Origin of the sequence: Nitrosopumilus sp. K4 (assembly GCF_018128925.1) — an archaeon.
Taxonomy (GTDB): domain Archaea; phylum Thermoproteota; class Nitrososphaeria; order Nitrososphaerales; family Nitrosopumilaceae; genus HKST03.
The window spans coordinates 521,422-540,366 of record NZ_CP067007.1; the positions used below are offsets into that span (position 1 = coordinate 521,422).

Below are 18,945 nucleotides of genomic sequence, written 5' to 3' on the forward strand. Positions count from 1 at the left end.
TCACGCAGACTTCTCGTATTTGCTTACTAGTTCTTTTGCCCATCTTGCAATTTTATTTTTATCAAGCGTTACTACTTCCACTCCTGCTTCTTTCAGTAAATCAAAATTAGTTTCAGGATACGAATCCAAACAAACAAATTTTCTAATGCCTATTGTTATTGCCATTTTTGTACATTCTAAGCATGGAACAAATGTTGTGTATAGGATTGCACCTTTGATTCCTGCCTCTATTCCTAAAATTGCACAATGCATGATTGCATTTGCTTCTGCATGGTTGCAAAGACATCGATCTAACGATGCTCCTGATTCTATCTTTCCTTCTATTCGAAGCTTGCATCTGGTACAACCTCCCTCAAAGCAATTTTTTATTCCAGGCGGAGTTCCGTTGTAGCCTGTTGCTAACTGCCTATTATTACGAACAATCACTGCACCTACTTGTCTGGTCATACAGTTCGATCGAAGTTTTGCAAGTTCAGCTTGAAGCATAAAATATTCATCCCAATTTGGCCTGTCAAAAGAATTACTCACAAAATTGTTGATTCTCTGTTCAATATATGGATTCAACCTGATCGCAATTATTTTGATAATTGATTCACAAACTTCTTTAGACATTACGTGTTTTGTTATTTGATGGCAAGTTATACAGCCCAAGTAAACACCATTCATAAAAAATTCAACAACGCTGTAAAAAAAGCAAAAACGAAAAAATCCCTTAACAAAGCATACAGCGTTCACAAAAAAGAACATGAACGTTTACTGAAAAAACATCTCAAAGAAGAGATGGCAATGATTAACAAAGCAAAGAAGAAGCTTGATTGATTCTTTTACATGTGGCCCTTCTTGGAGCCTTTTTTTCTTTCACCTTTCAATTTTTGTGATCGAAATTGAGTAATGGATAGTTTTTGACTACACGAAAGCATAAAATCAATTAATTTGATTTGTAACTAGAGAATTGTTCGAATTTCTTGAAAAAAAATACGTGAAAAAAGACTCTATAGAAAAAAGGGATTATCAAGTAAATCTTGCAAATCAGGCAATCAAAGAAAATTGCATTGTTGTTCTTCCTACTGGACTTGGGAAAACAGCTATTGCTCTAAATGTTATTGCCGAATATTTGGCAAAAGGAACAGGCGGTATTTTGTTTTTAGCTCCTACTAGAGTATTGGTGAATCAACATTTTGAATTTTTAAAAAATAATTTAACCTTAGATGATATTTCTCTAATTACCGGCGAAGACCCTATTGTAAAAAGAACAAAACTCTGGAACAATAGTGTAGTTTGTGCCACTCCTGAAATTGCCAAAAATGATTTAGACCGACAAATTGTAAAACCAGAGCAATTCAGTCTTGTTGTTTTTGATGAGGTACACCGAACAATCGGTGATTATGCATATTCTGGCATTGCTCAACGTTTTGAAAACTCTGATGTAAGAATTTTAGGCATGACTGCAACTTTGCCAAGTGAAAAAGACAAAGCAACTGAAATTTTAACAAAACTTCGAATTGCAAGTGTTGCAGAAAGAACAGAGGATAGCCCTGATGTGAAACCATACACTCAAGAGACAAATACGGAATGGATTAATGTTGAACTTCCTCCTGAAATGAAATCAATTCAAACTTTGCTTAAACTTGCATTAGATGAACGATATGATGTTCTGAAGAAAAATGGAATTAAACTTGCTGAACAACAATCTCTTTCTGCCTTATTGAGGATTAGACAATTTGTGTTGAATCAAAATAGGCGTTCTGCAAAACCTTTGTTTACTGCAATTCGAATTCACTATGCTTTGAATATTTTAGAAGCACATGGCATTACCCCCTTTTTGAAATTTTGTGAAAGAGCACAGGCAAAAAAAGGGGTTGGTGTAAAAGAACTCTTTGAAGTTGATCCAAATTTTACAAAGGCAATTAATCTTGCAAAAGAAGCTCAATCGAGAGGAATTGAACACTCAAAAATATCTAAACTAAAACAAGTGATTGAATCTGTCCCTGGAAAAGCCTTGATATTTACAAGTTATAGAGATTCAGTTGATGTTATCTACAACAAGCTAACTGAGATGGGTATATCTGCAGGAATTTTAATTGGTAAAGCAGGAGAGACAGGTCTTAAACAGAAAAAGCAAATTGAAACTGTTCGACAATTCAGGGATGGATTGTTTAGAGTTCTTGTTGCAACTCGTGTTGGAGAAGAGGGACTTGATATTGCTGAGGTAAACCAAGTTATTTTTTACGATAACGTCCCTAGCTCCATACGTTATGTCCAAAGACGAGGGAGAACAGGAAGAAAAGATACTGGAAAACTGGTTGTTCTTATTGCAAAAAACACAATTGATGAGACATACTATTGGATTGGCAAGAGAAAGATGTCTGCTGCAAAGTCTATGGGTGAGAAAATGACCAAAGTATTGCAAAAGAATAACGGTGTTGAATCCCAGAAAACTGGTCTTGATGCATTTATTTAGATTTTTTCAAGCACGCTTGCTTTTTTTTGAATAACTGTGTTTTTCATACCTGATTCTAGATGGTGAATACTGCTCTTTTTTGTCTGAAGCATATTTTCTAATCTGATGTCAAATTGCTCTGAAAGAAAATCTTTGATGTTGCTAGTTTCGTTTTGAAATTCTGCATTCTCTTTAATTTGATTTGACAAGTTCATGATAGAATTTTCTAAGTATTCTAAAATTTCATCTAGTGTTTTTTCATTAATTATTACCATGATGTGTTGTTACGTTAACCATATCTCTTAATGATGTGATATCCAAACTCTGATTTTATTGGGTCTGACATTTCTCCAATTTGGAGCTTGAATGCTGCTTCTTCAAACGGTTTGACCATCATTCCTTTAGTAAAATATCCTAAATTTCCATCTTTTTTTGCACTACCTGAATCAATTGATAATTCTTTTGCTAGTTTTCCAAATTTTTCTCCTTTTTTTATTCTCTCAACTATTTCTAATGCTTCACTTTGTTTTTGTACTAAAATATGTGAACATTTTATTTTATTTGACATTGGTTATTCCTTTCAATTCATGTCTTTATTTGTTAGGATTGATTTTTGATCATTTCCAGTTTAACTGAGTGGCGTTTTTTTATCTGATCGATGTCAAAAAGTTTGTTCATCTGCGCACACTAATTTTTATGAGTATTTTTGTTATTTCATATTGTGTGAAGATAATTCATATCGAAGACACTCCTGAGATAAGCAAAATCTTTTCAGATATCCTGACTACGAAAAATCATGATTTTGACAGTGCATCTGATGGTAGAAAAGGATTGGAATTAGTAGTGGCCAACAACTATGATTTGATCCTTCTTGACATGTGTATGCCAAATTACAGTGGAATGGATTTTCTTTTGGATTTGAAAGATAGGAGATCCTCTGAAATTAAAAAAGTGGTTGTGATCAGCGCACTTGAACTGGATCGATACCAACGCAATTTTTTGATGAATTTAGGCGTATCTTCTATTCATAAAAAGCCTATATCTGTTCAAAATTTAATTTCCCAGATTGAACAACATGTTGCTTGATAAATCACTATGTTCCCCAACTAACTTTAGTTTTGGGAATTATTTTTAAAAATGGTGCCTCATTTTCTTTCCATGGCTCTTTTCGAACCCATGCAAATTTCTCAAAAAAAACATCGTAGATTTTTTTGAATTCTTCTCCCTTCTCAATGATTTCTGTAACTCCTTGAATGCACACAGCTTTGTGTTCTCCTGATTTGTACACATCAATTGATATGGCAACATTTGGGTTTTTCTTTAAATTTTGTAATGTTCTTGTTCCATAATCTGTTGCAACAAAAATAAAACTATTCAAGAAAACATATGATACTGGTTTTACATGTGGGATGTCGTTATGTGATGTTGCAATTCTAGATTCTTCTAATGATTCCAAAAATTTTCTTTCATTATGTGTAAATTCAATCAACTGAAAATCCTTTCTCTAATCTCTGGTATGTGTTTGTATACGATGTCTCTAACTTTCATTTGATCTTCTGGGGTGGGTGTTTCTTTTTGTGCACTGAGTAGTGCTCCGCTCATTCCTAATGCCATTCCCATTACCATGCCATACACAAATTCTTCCGGTTTTTCTACCTTTAGTGTTTCTTTGTTTTGTTTAATTTCTTCCAAATATGCTGGAATCGTACTAATTGCACCGTTGATAGTTTGAGTAATTAGGAATTCTAATTCTTCTTCACTCATATGGTGAATTGAATAATGTTTCTTAATAAATCTGCACCTAAGATTTTTAATCAAGACTAGGCTGGAAAAATTATGTTCTCGTATTTTACCACATCTGAAGCCAATCAGGCATTGCCTGATGTTATTAAAAAATTTGAGTTTGCATTAGCAAAAAAGAATGATGTCTCAAAACTAGAACATGAGCTTCAGATCAGCCTATCTACAAATAACAAATTTGAAGAATATGTTACTTTGAAACAAAAACTAAATTCTGCTATTACTAAATTTTATGAATCTGTGGAGATTCTTGAAAGTACTGGTGTTGTCGTAAAGAGTATAGAGCAAGGATTACTTGATTTCCCTTCTAAAAGATTTGATGAAGAGGTTTGGCTTTGTTGGAAATATGGTGAAACTGAGATAAAATTTTGGCATGAAAAGGATTCTGGATTTATGGGAAGAAAACCCATTGAAGTAAATGATGAATCACTAGTCTGATTAGGCTGATTTTGAATTTTTTATGTAATTTTTGACATTCAAAGTCTCTAGTGGTTGAGCAGTTTGCCATAATAAACTACACAAACTGTGTATGTTGCTGACCATTTCTGAGGAATTTGTGCATAATGAAAAATCTGTCTCTGAATTTGTAGACATGTTGCTTCCTACTGCAGAGTCTGACATTATCATTTGTTTTTCTTTTTCAACTACCATCCTTCCTTTTGATGGTAACTTACAGATTTTAGTTTCTGTAGCATTGAATCTTTTTACAAATGGTATCAGTTTTGTATCATCTAACTCGACAAGTAATCGCACCTGACCTCCTCTTTTCTCACATATCATGATTTTTTCAGGTATTGCACTATGATACATTCTAGAAATATCTTCTAACGTTGTAGATATGTAAATAATCCCTGATGAATTTTCGATCATCTGTGCTATGTCTGCATAGATGTTTGTTCTTCCCTGTACTACTCTAAATGTAGGTACATTGGTGCCTTGTTTTGTTGTGATCTCATTGTTGATTCTTTCAATAATTTTTTCTCCACTTTTTTTGATTCTATTGACTTCGTCTTCTTTTTTTCTTAATGCAATTTTCAATGCTTCTTCTGGTTCTGCAGCAATGCATAATTTTGGACTAGAAAGTGTTGTTGAAACAATATTTCTACTAACTAGTTTATCGACAGTTCTATACATTCTTGCTCTGTCTATGTCTAGATCTTTTGCCAATGCACTTGCCGTTATTGGTCCTGTTCGCAGTAAACTAAGATAAATTTTGGCTTCTAGTTCATCTAAATCTAGAATTCCTTCTAATTCGATGGCAATTGAATTTACTTGATCCTGGTATGACATCATTTTAGTTTGCATTCCTCCATTCCTTGAGTTCGTTTAGGCTTATTCCTTTTAGTATTTGCGTAGAATTACTAAGTAAGGTATGATCATATGATGTTGCCCACTCTCTTGTCATGTATTGTATAGATTTTGTTAGCACTAAAACCTCTGTGTGTTAGAACGATTACACACAAAAAATGTCTATAATGTGAACCTAAAATGCATTAAATGCAATTATTGCTGCAATTATCATTGCTACGACATGTTTTGTGCCTGCTACATAAGATCCTGAACCAATTTTTCCAGCAGCCAGTCCTCCAAATATTGCTTCAATAATTGCCATGTTAAACAGTGCTGCTTCTAAGGATGCAACATCCATACTTGCAAGAGAACCAAACAAACTATCTGCCCCTGCACCTGAGGCAAGTAGCCCTTCTTGCACTTTGGCAATTTCTGTAAAGAAACTTGTTGTAAGCAATACTGCAACTGCCAAAAAAACCCCAAACGATATGTAAATTGTATATGTGTATGGTTGTAATGCTGATTTTCTACTCTTTTCGATGTTTTGCATTTCTGAAACATGTTTTTGTATCATTTCTAGATTTTCTGTAACATCCCCTCCGATCTTCATTGCCATTTCTAACAGTACAGTCACACGTCTTGAGACTCTAGTTCCTGTTCTTTGAGCAAAATTCTCAAAAGCATCTTCAATTGGGATTCCCCAACTAATATTTGCCTTGAGGTTTTTTAGTTCGGGAGTAAGGGCACCAAGATTTCTATCTGCTGCTTGCTCTATTGCTCTGATTAAATTGGCTCCACTCTGAACAGAACTCAACAATGCCAACAGAAAAACTGGAAGATTTCTATCTATGTTATCTCTTCTTTGAACCTCTCTTAGCTGATAAACTGTTAATGGGATGATTCCTACCATGATGCCAAAAATTAATCCTATGTCTCTAATTGACGTTGATTCTGAAAACTCTGCTATCTCAAAGCTTATTGCAATAACACTAATTGAACCAATTAAAGCAAAAATCATTGTTCTTAAAATTTGGTTTTCAAAAAGTGATTTTTTTGGTTTAATCTCAAATGGTTTTTTATCTGATTTTTGCATCTTTTATTACCTCTTTGGAACCATGGTGTCCATCATTACAAGCATCAAAACTCCGCTTAGTGGAATAACTGCAAAAGTCAAAATGTTCATTAGTGTTAAAAGATCAAATCCTGCCAAATCTGGGCTCATGATGCCCATAATCGATAACATGATTACTGCTAATAGTGGAAATACTATCAAAAGTATGGTGTAAATTTCTGCGACAGATCCGAGTGATTCTGTTGTTTTCTTTAAAAGCATCTTTTTTTCTTCAAGTTGAACCTTTGCTGTTGCGTTAAAGTATTCTTTAAGGTCTCCCCCTGACTGGGTTGTGACTATTGCTCCTTCTAATAATTCAGAATAGGGACCTGTAGGTGTTCTGTTAATCAGATCTTTGATGGCAGTGATCAAATCCATTCCTAAAATATCGATATTTCTTGTAATGTAGCGTGCATCCTTTACAATGTCTTCATCAGTTTCTTCTTTTGCTATTGCTTTGAAAATATCTTCTAATGATAATCCACTTGTTGCCAGTGTTGACATGTATCCAATAAAATGAGGTATTTCTTCTAACAGCTTAGCTGCCCTGTTTTTTACTCTCATTGGAGGAATCACTTGTAAAATGCCAAAAGTCATTCCCATCAATGCCAATCCTGAAATTATTGGTAGCATCATTCCAACAATGGCAGGTTGAATGTTGATGAATTGTGTTGCAACGATTCCCATAATACCGCCGCAAACTCCTGCAATCAAACTAAAAAATACCATACTCGATACATACACCTCAAATGGTATTGGCATCATTGCTTGTTTGATTGACTTGTCGAGTGAACCTAATATTGGATAAAGAAACTTAATGTGTTCATTTAGTATTTTGTAACTGAAAACATGAATTGCTCCTACTGATTCTTCCTGAAATTTTTGTTTTTGTTTTGCTGTTCTAAATTCCATTTAGATCTCCAGCCTCTTTCTTTCATAGAATCTTTCAGGATCTGCATAATAGTCCATAATATTTGATGTAACTTCTTTATGATCACGAATGTTGTTTTTTACCATCCAATCAAGTGCAAGTTTTCGTTTTGTTAATTCATAATTGATCTTTTCTTGATTGTCCCCGTCTCTTTCTTTGATTTTTTCAAACACTACGCTGTTTCCCATAAATTCATGTGTATCCTCTCTTGGATTCCATTTGAAAATCTCATGAGTTTTGATGTTTCCTGTAGTTTCATCAATTCCATTAATTTCTGAAACCTGAATGATTCTTCTAGCTGATTTATCCCCTACTCTCACCTTCAATTGAAGGGTAATCAAATCAAGACTATTTGCAATAAGTGATTTAGGAACATCCATTGGAGATGACGTTAATCTTGTTAATGTTGCATCCACTGAATCTGCATGTATTGATGAAAAACCTCCATGGCCTGTTGCCATTGCCTGAAACAAGGTGTATGCCTCTCTACCTCTAGTCTCTCCAACAATTATGATATCTGGTCTTTGTCTTAGTGCTGCTCTTAGGAGATCGAATTGATTGATTTCTCCAATCTGCGTATCTGTGAAATTCTGCCTAGATACTGCAGGGATCCAGTTTTCATGAGGTAAGTTTAGTTCTTGTGTGTCTTCTATGCTGACAACCTTTTGGCCTGGCTTGATAAATGACGCAAGTGCATTCAGTGCTGTTGTTTTTCCACTGGCAGTACCTCCTGCAATAAGCATTGTTGCCCTTTTCTCAGCAAGATACCACATGAATGCTGCAATATCAATTGAAACCGTTCCAAATTTTATCAAATCTATAATGGTAATTGGATCTGCTCTGAATCTTCTGATAGTAAACGTGCTTCCTCTTTTTGTAATTTCATGACCTAGTGTTAGATTGATTCTACTTCCATCTGGAAGAGATGCATCTATGATTGGATCTGCAACCGAAACATGTTTGCCACATACATATGCCATTTTTCTTGCAAAATTATTCAACTCTGAATCTTTTTCAAAAATAATGTTTGTGGGCATTGATTCATGCTCTCTATGCCATATGTAGATTGGTATGTTTGTCCCATCACAAGAAATTTCTTCAATCATGTGATCTCTCATTAGAGGCTCAATTCTTCCGAGATATACAAAATCTCTAATTGCAAAATAATTTATTTTTTCAATATTTTTTGGAGGAATTTTTAGTCTGTATTTTTTGATCATTGTTGCAATTTTCTTTTTGAGCCTTTTTTCTGCATCTTTTTTCGTTTTGATTTCTCCTAATGATACTGATAATTCTGTCATCAGAAGTTTTTTTATAATTTCAAATGCTTTTAGGTCTCTTTCTGATAACGCTGGTTCTATTACCTGGTATCTGAGACCTCCTTTTGCAGTGGGATCTTTTATTATTCCTGCATGAATTTCGTTATTGTCCCAATCTAATTTTGACAATGTCATGAACTGTGGGATCTTTTTTTCATCCGAATTTTGCTGAATTTCTGTATTTTTTTGAATCTTGTTTGATTTTAGGAACTTACTATCTGATGAAACTTTTTGTAATGATGAAATCTTGTCCTTGAAAATTTTTAGCCTCATTTTAAGCAAACATGGTGCAGATTATGTGTTTTAACGCTTGTTCGTTCATATGAACAACCTTTTGCTTTTAGTTTTCTTTTTGGCAAAAAAACCACCATGGTAAGTAACGGAATATTGTATGTGGAGGTGATTTTGTAGTGTTTGGTAGGAAATCTGCTTCAAAATCTGATAAGAAACCACAATCTGAACAAAAACCCTCAGGCCTTGATCATCTGACATCTTTTCTAAAACGAGATTCAGTCCCTGAACCTATAGACGAGATCCCTGAAATTATCTCCGAAAATGAAATCCTGCCTGATTTACCAAAATCTTCAAACAGTAAATCTGTAAAATTAATACAAGAAGTTCAAAAATTAGATGACAAAACGATTCGACCCTTCTTGGATTACAATGAGGGTATGTTATTTTATCCAATATTGTCTAAGGTTGGAGAACCCCAAGATAACTTTGCATATCTAGAAGGATTAGTTGCAGATGGAATTTTAGAAAAAAAAATCTATGAAAAATTAATCGTATGCCCAATACACCCTAAGACGTTTTCCTCTAGTATGCGATTGTATTGTCCTAAATGCAATTCAATGAACGTTGAAAAATTAAATTTATTTGAACACAAAAAATGTGGATATATCACCGAAAGTAAAAATTTTGAATTTTCAGACGAAGTGAAATCCCAATGTCCCTCATGCAAAAAAGAAATTAAAAATTTTGAAAAAGAAATCAGAGTTCCAGCAATGTGGTATCAATGTGAAGATTGTCATGAAAAATTTGACAATGCTACGATTAAACTACATTGTAGAAAACATGAACATGATTTTGACACAAATTCGGGACAATTCATTACAACTTATTCGTACAAATTAAAAAATTCTGAAATCTCTATAAATTCTGACACTGCTCAAATTAAAGAAGAATTGGTCAATCTTCTAAATGGATTTAATTTTGATGCTGAAGTTAACTGTTCTGTAAAAGGTAAAACAGGAAATATGCATGAAATTCCTATTTATGCAAAAAGTAAGACCTCTGATATTTCTATATTGATTTTTATCAAAAATCAAATTGGAGGTATTGATGAATCTGTAATGAATTCTATCTTGGTTCCTAAGTTGGATATTGAACCAAAAAACACATTGTTGGTAACAATTTCAGATGTAAATGAGAGCATTGAGAATCTTGCCCATCACTATGGAATTATACTGATATCTAATCCTGATTTTTCTAAAATTATCTCCAAGGTTGAAGAATTTGTTTCTGACTGGTATACGAGAGATGGTGGTAGCAAATGAAATGTTTGTTCACAAAAAGACCTCCTAAATCTAGGCGTGCAGTTAGTCAGATAATGGGCAGTGTTGTAATTCTGGGTGTGGTGACATCCATAGGCTCTGTGATCATGTTTAATGGCATGCATGAAATCAATGCATTCACTTATGATTTGACATTTCATGACAAAGCAAAAAATGAAGCATTTAGAGAGGATTTGATTTTTGAGCATGTGAGATTTGAACCGAACACAAATGATATGACTATTCATCTGGCAAATATTGGTACGATAAATTCTGTTGTTGAAAGCTTGTCTGTTGTGAAGATTGACACTCAGGAAATATTAGTAAATTGGGCTGATACAAATGCATCCATTTTGATTAAGGATGACATATCGATTCCGCTTTCTGCAAATCTTTCTGTAGGGAATTTTACTTGGAATGATGCATATTATCTGGATTCTGAATACAAAATTTCACTAACTACTTCTAAAGGAAATTTCTTTACCACTGTTGCAAGTCCGTTTAATACATAGAGGAAAATGAAAAAAAATTCTTTCAAAAAATCAAACAATTCAAAACTTTTTGGCTCTAAGAGACGTGGAATTACTGATATTATTGGTACAATGATGTTAATGGCTGTCACTGTTACTGGCGCTGCTACATTGACTTATTTTGTAAATGATGTTTTTGTAACTGGAAATATTGCAACAGCTTCCACATTGGATTCTTCTACAAAATCTTTTCAACTAATGGCATATGACACAAGGGACTCTTCTACTCTCTTGACAATATCTAATTTGGATAATAATTTTGATGGAAAACTATGCGGTGTTTCGTGTAGTGGTACAAATGACCTTCCTTTATCTGGTGGCTCTGAATTTATAGTGTTGAAAATAAAAAACAAGAGTTTTGAGTCTGTATTTTTAGAAGACATTAAGATAAACAATGTAGAACATGAGTGGGATGCAAAAACTGCCGGTATTACTTTAAACACTATGACGCCTGATTTTAATGATTCTGATGGAAGAAATTATCCTGCTGACGGTAAATTTTCCATTATTGATGAAAATCCAATTCCCCTGCAATCAACAAGTAATGAAATCCCAACTGGAGAAACAGTAAATATTTTGATTAAATTTGGAGCAGATGATCAGGATCTTCTATTGAGTAAGGGGATGCAACTTTCATTAAATGTTGGTACTATGACGCCTACGGAATTCTTGCTTGAAAGTGGTGAGGTACGTTGATACGAAATATTTCTAATTCAAGACGTGGAGTGTCTTCTGTAGTTGGAGCTCTGCTATTTACTGTATTGATGATTGCAGCATTTTCTGTCTTGAGTTTGGCATTGGATGCTCAAACAGATATTGTGTCTACTCAAAGATTAGTTGCTGACGTTGAATTAAAAAAACAACAAGAAAGATTCAGCATCGTTGCATCCTCTGATACTAATGACATGCTTCAAATCAATGTGAATAATCGAGGGCAAAACCCAATCGAAATTTCTAGTTTCTGGATTATTAACAAGACTCTATCTGAACAACCTTCTACTAGGTTTTCTGTTCCTTCTGATTCCTCTTACATTCCTGGAGGTCATGGTTCTCAGATTCTAAATTCTCAGACATTGCATATGGTTCCTGGCACTTATGACGTTAAAGTAATTTCCACACTTGGTACTATTGAAACATATGAAATGGTGGTTGGTACAGGTGCATCTTCTGGAGGCTTGCGTGCAGAAATGATTGCTGATCCTCCTGATGTGATTATTGGACAAAATGTTACAGTTGCAATGGTTGTTACAAACACTGGCCTTGAATTAATCAAAGATGTTTCTCCAAATGCATTAACTGTGACTCCTGCTTCTGCTGTGGTGTCTTCTTCTCCTCATTTTCCATCTGCAGTTGATCTTATCTCTGGTGAATCTGTAATGTTTACCTGGGATTACACTCTGACTGGAAATAGTGGTGAAGACATTACATTTTCTTCTTGGGCCACTGGGACTTTTAATTCACTTCCTGAAGATAGTAATGTAGTATCTGATGTTAGTACGATGAGATTGCCTACTGATGGTGGTGATGTCCCTGATCCTGATATACTTGCAGATGAATTACTTGCACGACCTCAATTGTTTTTTGTAATTCCTTCCTCTCAAGGAAAATCTGCCAACGCAGAAGCACTATGGGGTCTAAATGTTGTTAATCCAATAAATGCTGATATGCAAGTAAGCAAACTTGTAATAACTGCATTTGCACCAGGTGCAAATAACAACGACAAGCTTTTTGAGAGAGGTGGAGGATCATGTGTTTTTAATCCTGTTTCCCCCATTGCTGGACCTGACTCAAATTGGTCATGTCCTTCAGAAAATGCGTTAATGTGGCAAAGTGATACTCCTGTAACTGTTCCCGGAAACTCTACAAAATCATTTCTCACTAAAGTTGAACCTGGTAAACCTTCTGGAACTGCATCATTAGAATCTATAATTGTTCAGGGTTCTGTTTTTACAAACTTGGGTTCATTTGGAAAATCTGGATACCAATCCGCCATGTCGGGAACATCTTCTTCAATCATAAACATCTATCTGACAAATAACACTGCTTCACCTAGAAATGATAATAACATCCAATCGTCTAGAGTTGGAATTTTACCCAATTCTGTTCAAACATTTCATGCTGTTCTTGCTGATATGGATCTTGATTCTTCAACTACTTTGAATTCAGGAGCACAATTGATCATAAACGTTCCAAAAGGTTGGACTCAAGTTACAGTTACAGATGATTCGGGCTTTGTTGGTACTCCTTCTGTTACTACTCTTGGAGATACTTCTAATCAAATTATAGGCGTCACTGAAAGTCCCTTAGGTGATGCTACCAATGATTTTGGAACGATATCCTTTACTGCACGAGCTCCAAATGTGAGTTCTGATCAGCTTTATGTGATGTATGTTTTAGGCCAAGGAACTACGTCCTCAAACTTTTCTGTAGGGCCTTTAGCTGAAGTTGTTTTGCAAGTTGACGGATAGTGTTCATTTTACACAAAAACTGGACACAACAATGAATTGTAGTCCATTTTGAACACAAATTCCTTTAACATCTTTTTTGATTTTAAGAAGTTCAGAAATGACAAACATTCAGTCAAAAGAACGAAAGCTGTCGTCAAGAAGAGCAGTTGCACCCGTAATTGCTACTCTCTTGTTAGTGGCTATCGCTGTCGTAGGTGGAAGTATTGTCTTTGTGTTCTCACAAGGATTCTTCAGTCAAGCTCAAGTAAGTGGTACTCCCACTATTGAGTCATTGAAGTTCATTGGATATGATGGACGAGATGGTGCTCAACTCACTGTACACGATGGTGTCACATTAGCTGCTATGGCTGGAAATGCCACAGACGGTCTTAACACTGGTGAAAGACTTGCTATTTATGTACAAAATCAAGGTGTACAAAAGGCAACTCTTTCAGAAGTGCGCTTTGCTGGAACCGTATACGACTACATTGGCTCAGATACTTCCCTACCTGCATTGACTGCAGGTAGAGGTGATGCTGCCGATGATGGTGGTTTCTGGATTCTTACACAGAGCTCAGGCACTGGTGGTGTTTTGACACAATCTACTGCAGCTGAACTACAACCTGGACAACAGGCAACCATCGTCTTACAATTAGGCGAGAATGTCAAAGTTGGTAGAGATGCACAAATGAAACTCACAACAAGTAACGGTGCAGTCTTTGTCGGAACAGTTGTTACAGGACAACAAAGTGGATAACTCCACCCTTTTTTCATTTTTATGAAAAATAAATGGAGTAAAAATTGAAAAATGGAGAAAAAAATGAAATCAAAAAAATCAACAATCTTCCTTTTGTCTCTGATCATGCTAATGGCATTAAATTTACAGACTTCATATGGACAAAACCTTTCAAATCTTTCTGACTATTCTGTACATTTGGGGATTTCACCTCCTCATATTGAAAGCGGTCTGTCTAGTCATCCTGTTGGATATGTTTATGTTTTAAACAAAAATGAAGTACCAATTACTTCAACATATGATGTAGAAATTAGCCTTACTTCTGATGATCCTCAAATTGCATCTGTGCCTGAAAAAATTATTCTTGAAGCAAATTCTGAATATGCTACATTTGACATTAAAACTGGAATCTTGAGCGGAACTACGACTATCACTGCTGAACTTAATGGTAAAATTGATTTTAAAGAAATTGAAATTGGAACAGAATCAACACAACTTCCTGATGATATGGTTTTGGAATTAAACTTGCCTACAGACAAAATGCATGTTAATTCGGAAATGCCTTTTTCTGTATATCTCAAAACCTTAGATGGGTATGTTATTCGTGCCCCTTATGATGTTGAAGTCATAATTGATTATGAAAAAACTCTTGCAATTCCTGATTCTGATAAACTTGTGATCAAAAAAGGTGATTATTATGCATGGGGTATATTGAAAACAAATAACAAAGTAGGAAACACCTTTTTGCGTGCAATACAGGTTGAAAATCAATTAGATACTGCAAAAAGCATTCATGTGTCTTCTACCTTACCAACTTCATTAAGCATCTCAGTATTTCCAAAATTAATTCCTGCTGAAATCGATAGAACTGTAAATATTTTTGTTAGTCTGTTGGATTCTGACGGAAATCCTGCAGTGGCTGCACATGACATTCCTTTGAAGTTTTTTTCAAATGAACAAAACAAAATAGGTGATAAACTTGATAGTATGATGAAAGAAATTAAGCCTGTAATTAAGAAAGGGGAATTTGGTTTTAACTTAAAGCAAAAAATTGATGTTTTTGATTTAGTTGCAAATGATTTGATGATTGGTGTTAGCTCTGAAGGATATGGTGTTGCAACAGATACTTTCTTTACTGCTGGCGATACCATCAACATTGAGAGTTCAGAAATCAATAGTAGGGGTGTGAAAATTTTTGGTTTGGAAAAAATTCCTAGTAACGCAACAGCAACTATTGTCTATCAAATTAGCACTATAGAAGAAGATGATGACGATCCTGATGTTGATGAAGACGGACGTGAAATTGAATCAATCGATCTTGAAGAACGATATAGCAAAGAATACGGTGAAGAAAAAGACGATGATGATTATCTCTTGATTTATGGATTGGATCACTTGTCTGATAATGAGTACTATCCTATTTTGGCAAATGATAATTACCATTCAACGGACTATTCTCAATTACTAAGCATCGTGTCTGGTGATGAAAGTATAGTAAAAATAAAAAATTCAGGCAAACTCGAGAGTGGGTATTCTTATGGTACTGCAACAATTAGTAGCACTCAAAAAAGTGGTGAGGTCTTAGTTTCTGCAAATATCAAGGGCGTTGGCTCTGATTCTATACTTACAAAAGTAGTAAACTCATTACAACAAAAAGAGGTCCGTCTCTTTTCTCCAACTGGTAGTGATACTATATTGTTTGAACGTGATGGTTCATTTGATATTTTCTTGGTAGCTTTGGATGCACAAAAACGACCAAAGATGCTAGAAAACAATTCCAAATACCTTATCACTCCTACAAATGGGTTGGTTGAAATCAAAAAAGATTCTTCATTTGCATTTGCAAATCTAAAAAGTGACTCTTTCTCAATCGCTGATTCTTCAACTGTAACTCTAAGTGTTACTCCTATTGGAGAAGATGCTGATTTATCTTTAGATTCCTCAAAACAATTCACTGCTCAACCTTCTTCTAAAATGCTAATCCATTTGCCTACTGACATTGTTAATAATAATCAATTTGACAATATTGGTGTAGTCCAAATTGTCGATTTGCAGAATAATCCGATTATCCCTTCACACGATATTAGAACAAAAATTATCTCTTCTAATAATGGAATTTTGAGAACTATTTCTGATGCCGTGATTCCTGCCGGCAAGTCTTATTCTTCGTTTCCCATTAACCCAACAGGTACTCTTGGAGATACTTTAATCTCTGCAAGTGCAAAAGGAGTTATCCCAAGTGACTCAAAACTAACCTCTGCATCAGCATTAACAAAATTGAAAATATTCACGACTGGATTGGATCAAGAAATTCCTGTAGATGAACAAGTTGAAGTCAAATTGTACATTGATGATGAAAATGCTGAATCTGTATCTGGAGCGTCAATCCAAATAATGACTGATGGTAACTCTACTGTGACTCCTGATGTTATCCGTACTGGGCCTGACGGTGGTGCATCATTTACAGTCAAGGCATTGACAGGTCCCATTATTTCCTTGGATGTGATTGCAACTGCTGAAGGATATGTGGATGGTCAAGACACAATTACGATTAATGTTGATGCTCCTGAAAATACATTATCTGTGGCAAATTTGGAATTGCCTGAATGGATTGGACCAATAATAATAGTTGCACTTTTGTTGATTGCAGTACTTGTAGTCTTATTCCTCAGAAAATCAAAAGCTCCTATTGAAGAAGAATGGGAAGAGGAGGAAATTTAACTAGAAAACATTCTGATAGAATAATTGAATCTGTCTGTTTGGTTTCGTGTAATTCGAATTAGATTTCTATTAGCATCAGTCATTGCAGTGTCTGTTGGACTTGCCATAAATTGGTGGCAAAATTCAACTATTGGAATTTTTGAAGCAACACTTACTTTTGGTGGTGTAATGGCATTGCATGCTAGTGTTGATTTACTAAATGATTATTGGGATTATAAACGAGGAATTGACACTAAAACAAAAAGGACAAAGATGAGTGGAGGAACAGGCGTCTTGCCTGAAGGTCTCTTAAAACCTACATCTGTTTATCGTGCAGGTATTGCATTTTTGATAATTGGTTCTGCAATAGGCGGTTTTTTTGTAATTACTGATGGAATAGTAATTGCAATAATTTTGGCATTTGCAATTCTTTCAATCTATTTTTACTCTACAAAAATTGTCGATTCTGGACTTGCTGAATTTTTTGTTGCAGTAAAAGGTTCCATGATTGTTTTTGGAACTTATTTTATTCAATCAAATCAATTAACAGTTGAATCTGTGTTTGGAGGAGTCGTTGTGGGTGTATTATCCTCGTTGGTTCTTTTTATTGCCTCTTTTCCTGATCATGATGCTGACAAATCAAAAGGAAGAAAAACTTTGGTCATTGCAATTGGAAAACAAAAAGCAACAAAGATTTTTTGGTTATTTCCTATTATTTCGTATTCTTTGATTTTATTTGGCGTTTTTTTGGGGTTCTTCCCTATCTTTTCTCTGATGACATTCTTGAGCATTCCTTTGTTGATTAAAGGGGGGTTAGGATTGAAACAAAATTATGATTCAGTTGATGACTTGGTTCCTTTTATGGGTGCCACATTGATGTTTAGTAGGATTACTGGGGCATTGTTTGTATTGAGTTTCTTAATATCTTCTTTGATCTAGAAATAAATGATGTAATGTACTACTTTTTACATGATTTCTGGATTTGCCACTTCTGAAGGTACAAAAAGATTTGCAGAAAACTCTGATGCATTAATATCGAATTTTAAAACAATTGATTCACTAACATTGTCTAATGTTGGAATGGGAACGTACCTTGGCAATGCTGATGATAATACTGACACTCTTGTAAAAAATGCATTAAAAAAATCTATCTTGTCTGGAATTAATGTTGTTGACACTGCCATTAATTACAGGGCACAAAAAGCAGAACGTGCAGTAGGAAAGGCGATCTCTGAACTAATACAAGAAAAAAAAATTTCACGTGATCAAATTTTTGTAAGTACTAAAAACGGATATGTCACAAATGACGCTGACATAAAACAAGATTTTTGGGAATATGTAAAAAATGAGTATGCCTCAAAAGGTGTTATAAAAGAAGGAGACATAACATCTGGATATCATTGTATGACGATACCTTATCTTGAAGATCAACTTAATCGTAGTATGAAGAATTTAGGCCTTGATTGCATTGATTTAATGTATCTACATAATGCTGTGGAAGGACAGATAAAAGACACATCGAAGGCAAATTTTTTAGAAAATCTAAAAAATTCTTTTGAATTTTTTGAAAGGAAACGAGACGAAGGAAAAATAAGATACTATGGAATGGCAACATGGGAATGTTTTAGGGTTTCATCTGACAATCCCCAATATCTGTCATTAAAAGAGACTTTTGATATGGCTAAAGACATTGGCGGCGAACACCATGGTTTCAAATTCATTCAACTACCTTACAATCTATATTATGACCAAGCTCTTTTGGCAAAAAATCAATTGTTTGATGGAGAAAAAATTTCAATATTAGAATCTGCTCATAGGCTTGGAATTGGTGTTTTTACAAGTGTGCCTTTAATGCAAGGGCGTTTGTTGAATCCTGGTGTCATGCCTGAATTTTACAATTTGAAGTCTTCTCTACGAGCTTTGCAGTTTATCCGTTCTTCTCCGGGTGTTTTGTCTCCGTTGGTGGGTCATAAATCCCCTGAACATGTATCTGAAAATTTAGAGGTAATGAAAATTCCTCCAATTCCTGAAGATGAATTTTTAGCATTAGTTAAGAAATTAACCTCGTAATTTTTTCATCTTGTTCAC

Annotated in this window: 22 protein-coding genes; 12 read left to right on the forward strand and 10 right to left on the reverse strand. The window is 34.7% G+C overall.

Features of this window, described 5'->3' with window-relative positions:
* The gene (locus tag NsoK4_RS03035) at positions 1-486 is read right to left on the reverse strand and encodes a cytidine/deoxycytidylate deaminase family protein (protein ID WP_371816024.1); all 486 of its coding nucleotides are present in this window, start codon (positions 484-486) and stop codon (positions 1-3) included.
* 144 nt (positions 487-630) lie between these two features.
* Here NsoK4_RS03035 and NsoK4_RS03040 point away from each other — a divergent pair, with 144 nt between their 5' ends.
* Both NsoK4_RS03040 and NsoK4_RS03045 read left to right on the forward strand, forming a co-directional pair.
* Positions 631-819, forward strand: a complete 189-nt coding sequence (locus NsoK4_RS03040; RefSeq protein WP_211687992.1) for a hypothetical protein — start codon at positions 631-633, stop codon at positions 817-819.
* Positions 820-952: 133 nt separating this feature from the next.
* Positions 953-2,461 (forward strand): DEAD/DEAH box helicase, encoded by a 1,509-nt coding sequence (locus NsoK4_RS03045; protein ID WP_211687994.1) that lies wholly within the window; start codon positions 953-955, stop codon positions 2,459-2,461.
* Here NsoK4_RS03045 and NsoK4_RS03050 read toward each other — a convergent pair.
* Entirely contained in the window at positions 2,458-2,715 is a 258-nt protein-coding gene (locus NsoK4_RS03050; protein WP_211687996.1) for a hypothetical protein, read from the reverse strand. The genes NsoK4_RS03045 and NsoK4_RS03050 overlap by 4 nt on opposite strands.
* A 14-nt stretch (positions 2,716-2,729) precedes the next feature.
* The gene (locus tag NsoK4_RS03055; protein ID WP_211688000.1) at positions 2,730-3,008 is read right to left on the reverse strand and encodes a peptidylprolyl isomerase; all 279 of its coding nucleotides are present in this window, start codon (positions 3,006-3,008) and stop codon (positions 2,730-2,732) included.
* Between the two features lie 155 nt (positions 3,009-3,163).
* Here NsoK4_RS03055 and NsoK4_RS03060 point away from each other — a divergent pair, with 155 nt between their 5' ends.
* Positions 3,164-3,526: a two-component system response regulator gene (locus NsoK4_RS03060; protein ID WP_211688002.1), complete on the forward strand. Its 363-nt coding sequence runs from the start codon at positions 3,164-3,166 to the stop codon at positions 3,524-3,526.
* Positions 3,527-3,533: 7 nt separating this feature from the next.
* Here the strand turns inward: NsoK4_RS03060 and NsoK4_RS03065 are convergent, their stop codons facing one another.
* Positions 3,534-3,929, reverse strand: coding sequence for a pyridoxamine 5'-phosphate oxidase family protein (locus NsoK4_RS03065; protein WP_211688004.1), 396 nt, complete (start codon positions 3,927-3,929; stop codon positions 3,534-3,536).
* On the reverse strand, positions 3,926-4,204 hold the full coding sequence (locus NsoK4_RS03070) for a hypothetical protein (RefSeq protein WP_211688006.1): 279 nt from the start codon (positions 4,202-4,204) through the stop codon (positions 3,926-3,928). Before NsoK4_RS03070 ends, NsoK4_RS03065 begins: the two co-directional genes overlap by 4 nt.
* A gap of 72 nt (positions 4,205-4,276) precedes the next feature.
* Between NsoK4_RS03070 and NsoK4_RS03075 the strand changes: the two genes are divergently transcribed.
* Positions 4,277-4,678: a DUF2203 domain-containing protein gene (locus tag NsoK4_RS03075; protein ID WP_211688009.1), complete on the forward strand. Its 402-nt coding sequence runs from the start codon at positions 4,277-4,279 to the stop codon at positions 4,676-4,678.
* Here the strand turns inward: NsoK4_RS03075 and NsoK4_RS03080 are convergent, their stop codons facing one another.
* From NsoK4_RS03080 to NsoK4_RS03095, 5 genes are read right to left on the reverse strand one after another with little or no spacing between them, the layout of a single operon-like run.
* The gene (locus tag NsoK4_RS03080; RefSeq protein WP_211688859.1) at positions 4,679-5,530 is read right to left on the reverse strand and encodes a TrmB family transcriptional regulator; all 852 of its coding nucleotides are present in this window, start codon (positions 5,528-5,530) and stop codon (positions 4,679-4,681) included. It abuts the gene before it with no gap.
* Positions 5,531-5,534: 4 nt separating this feature from the next.
* Complete coding sequence (locus tag NsoK4_RS10100) at positions 5,535-5,669, reverse strand: hypothetical protein (RefSeq protein ID WP_256438683.1); 135 nt, start codon at positions 5,667-5,669, stop codon at positions 5,535-5,537.
* A 54-nt stretch (positions 5,670-5,723) separates the two neighbouring features.
* A complete protein-coding gene (locus NsoK4_RS03085; RefSeq protein WP_211688011.1) occupies positions 5,724-6,623 on the reverse strand; it encodes a type II secretion system F family protein in 900 nt (299 codons plus the stop codon).
* 6 nt (positions 6,624-6,629) lie between these two features.
* A complete protein-coding gene (locus NsoK4_RS03090) occupies positions 6,630-7,553 on the reverse strand; it encodes a type II secretion system F family protein (RefSeq protein ID WP_211688013.1) in 924 nt (307 codons plus the stop codon).
* Entirely contained in the window at positions 7,554-9,164 is a 1,611-nt protein-coding gene (locus tag NsoK4_RS03095) for a type II/IV secretion system ATPase subunit (RefSeq protein ID WP_211688015.1), read from the reverse strand.
* 137 nt (positions 9,165-9,301) lie between these two features.
* On the opposite strand from NsoK4_RS03095, the gene NsoK4_RS03100 reads away from it, so the two are divergent.
* The 8 genes from NsoK4_RS03100 to NsoK4_RS03135 all read left to right on the forward strand — a co-directional run bounded on the left by NsoK4_RS03100 (position 9,302) and on the right by NsoK4_RS03135 (position 18,927).
* Complete coding sequence (locus NsoK4_RS03100; RefSeq protein ID WP_211688017.1) at positions 9,302-10,447, forward strand: hypothetical protein; 1,146 nt, start codon at positions 9,302-9,304, stop codon at positions 10,445-10,447.
* The gene (locus tag NsoK4_RS03105; protein ID WP_211688020.1) at positions 10,444-10,956 is read left to right on the forward strand and encodes a hypothetical protein; all 513 of its coding nucleotides are present in this window, start codon (positions 10,444-10,446) and stop codon (positions 10,954-10,956) included. Before NsoK4_RS03100 ends, NsoK4_RS03105 begins: the two co-directional genes overlap by 4 nt.
* 6 nt (positions 10,957-10,962) lie before the next feature.
* A complete protein-coding gene (locus NsoK4_RS03110) occupies positions 10,963-11,670 on the forward strand; it encodes an archaellin/type IV pilin N-terminal domain-containing protein (RefSeq protein WP_211688023.1) in 708 nt (235 codons plus the stop codon).
* Positions 11,667-13,442, forward strand: a complete 1,776-nt coding sequence (locus NsoK4_RS03115; RefSeq protein ID WP_211688025.1) for a hypothetical protein — start codon at positions 11,667-11,669, stop codon at positions 13,440-13,442. The genes NsoK4_RS03110 and NsoK4_RS03115 overlap by 4 nt, the downstream gene beginning before the upstream one ends.
* Positions 13,443-13,539: 97 nt before the next feature.
* A complete protein-coding gene (locus NsoK4_RS03120; protein ID WP_211688027.1) occupies positions 13,540-14,178 on the forward strand; it encodes an archaellin/type IV pilin N-terminal domain-containing protein in 639 nt (212 codons plus the stop codon).
* Between the two features lie 63 nt (positions 14,179-14,241).
* A complete protein-coding gene (locus tag NsoK4_RS03125) occupies positions 14,242-16,878 on the forward strand; it encodes a hypothetical protein (RefSeq protein ID WP_211688029.1) in 2,637 nt (878 codons plus the stop codon).
* Positions 16,879-16,902: 24 nt separating this feature from the next.
* On the forward strand, positions 16,903-17,796 hold the full coding sequence (locus NsoK4_RS03130; RefSeq protein ID WP_211688030.1) for a prenyltransferase: 894 nt from the start codon (positions 16,903-16,905) through the stop codon (positions 17,794-17,796).
* 30 nt (positions 17,797-17,826) lie between these two features.
* Positions 17,827-18,927 (forward strand): aldo/keto reductase, encoded by a 1,101-nt coding sequence (locus tag NsoK4_RS03135; protein ID WP_211688033.1) that lies wholly within the window; start codon positions 17,827-17,829, stop codon positions 18,925-18,927.
* Positions 18,928-18,945 lie beyond the last annotated feature (18 nt).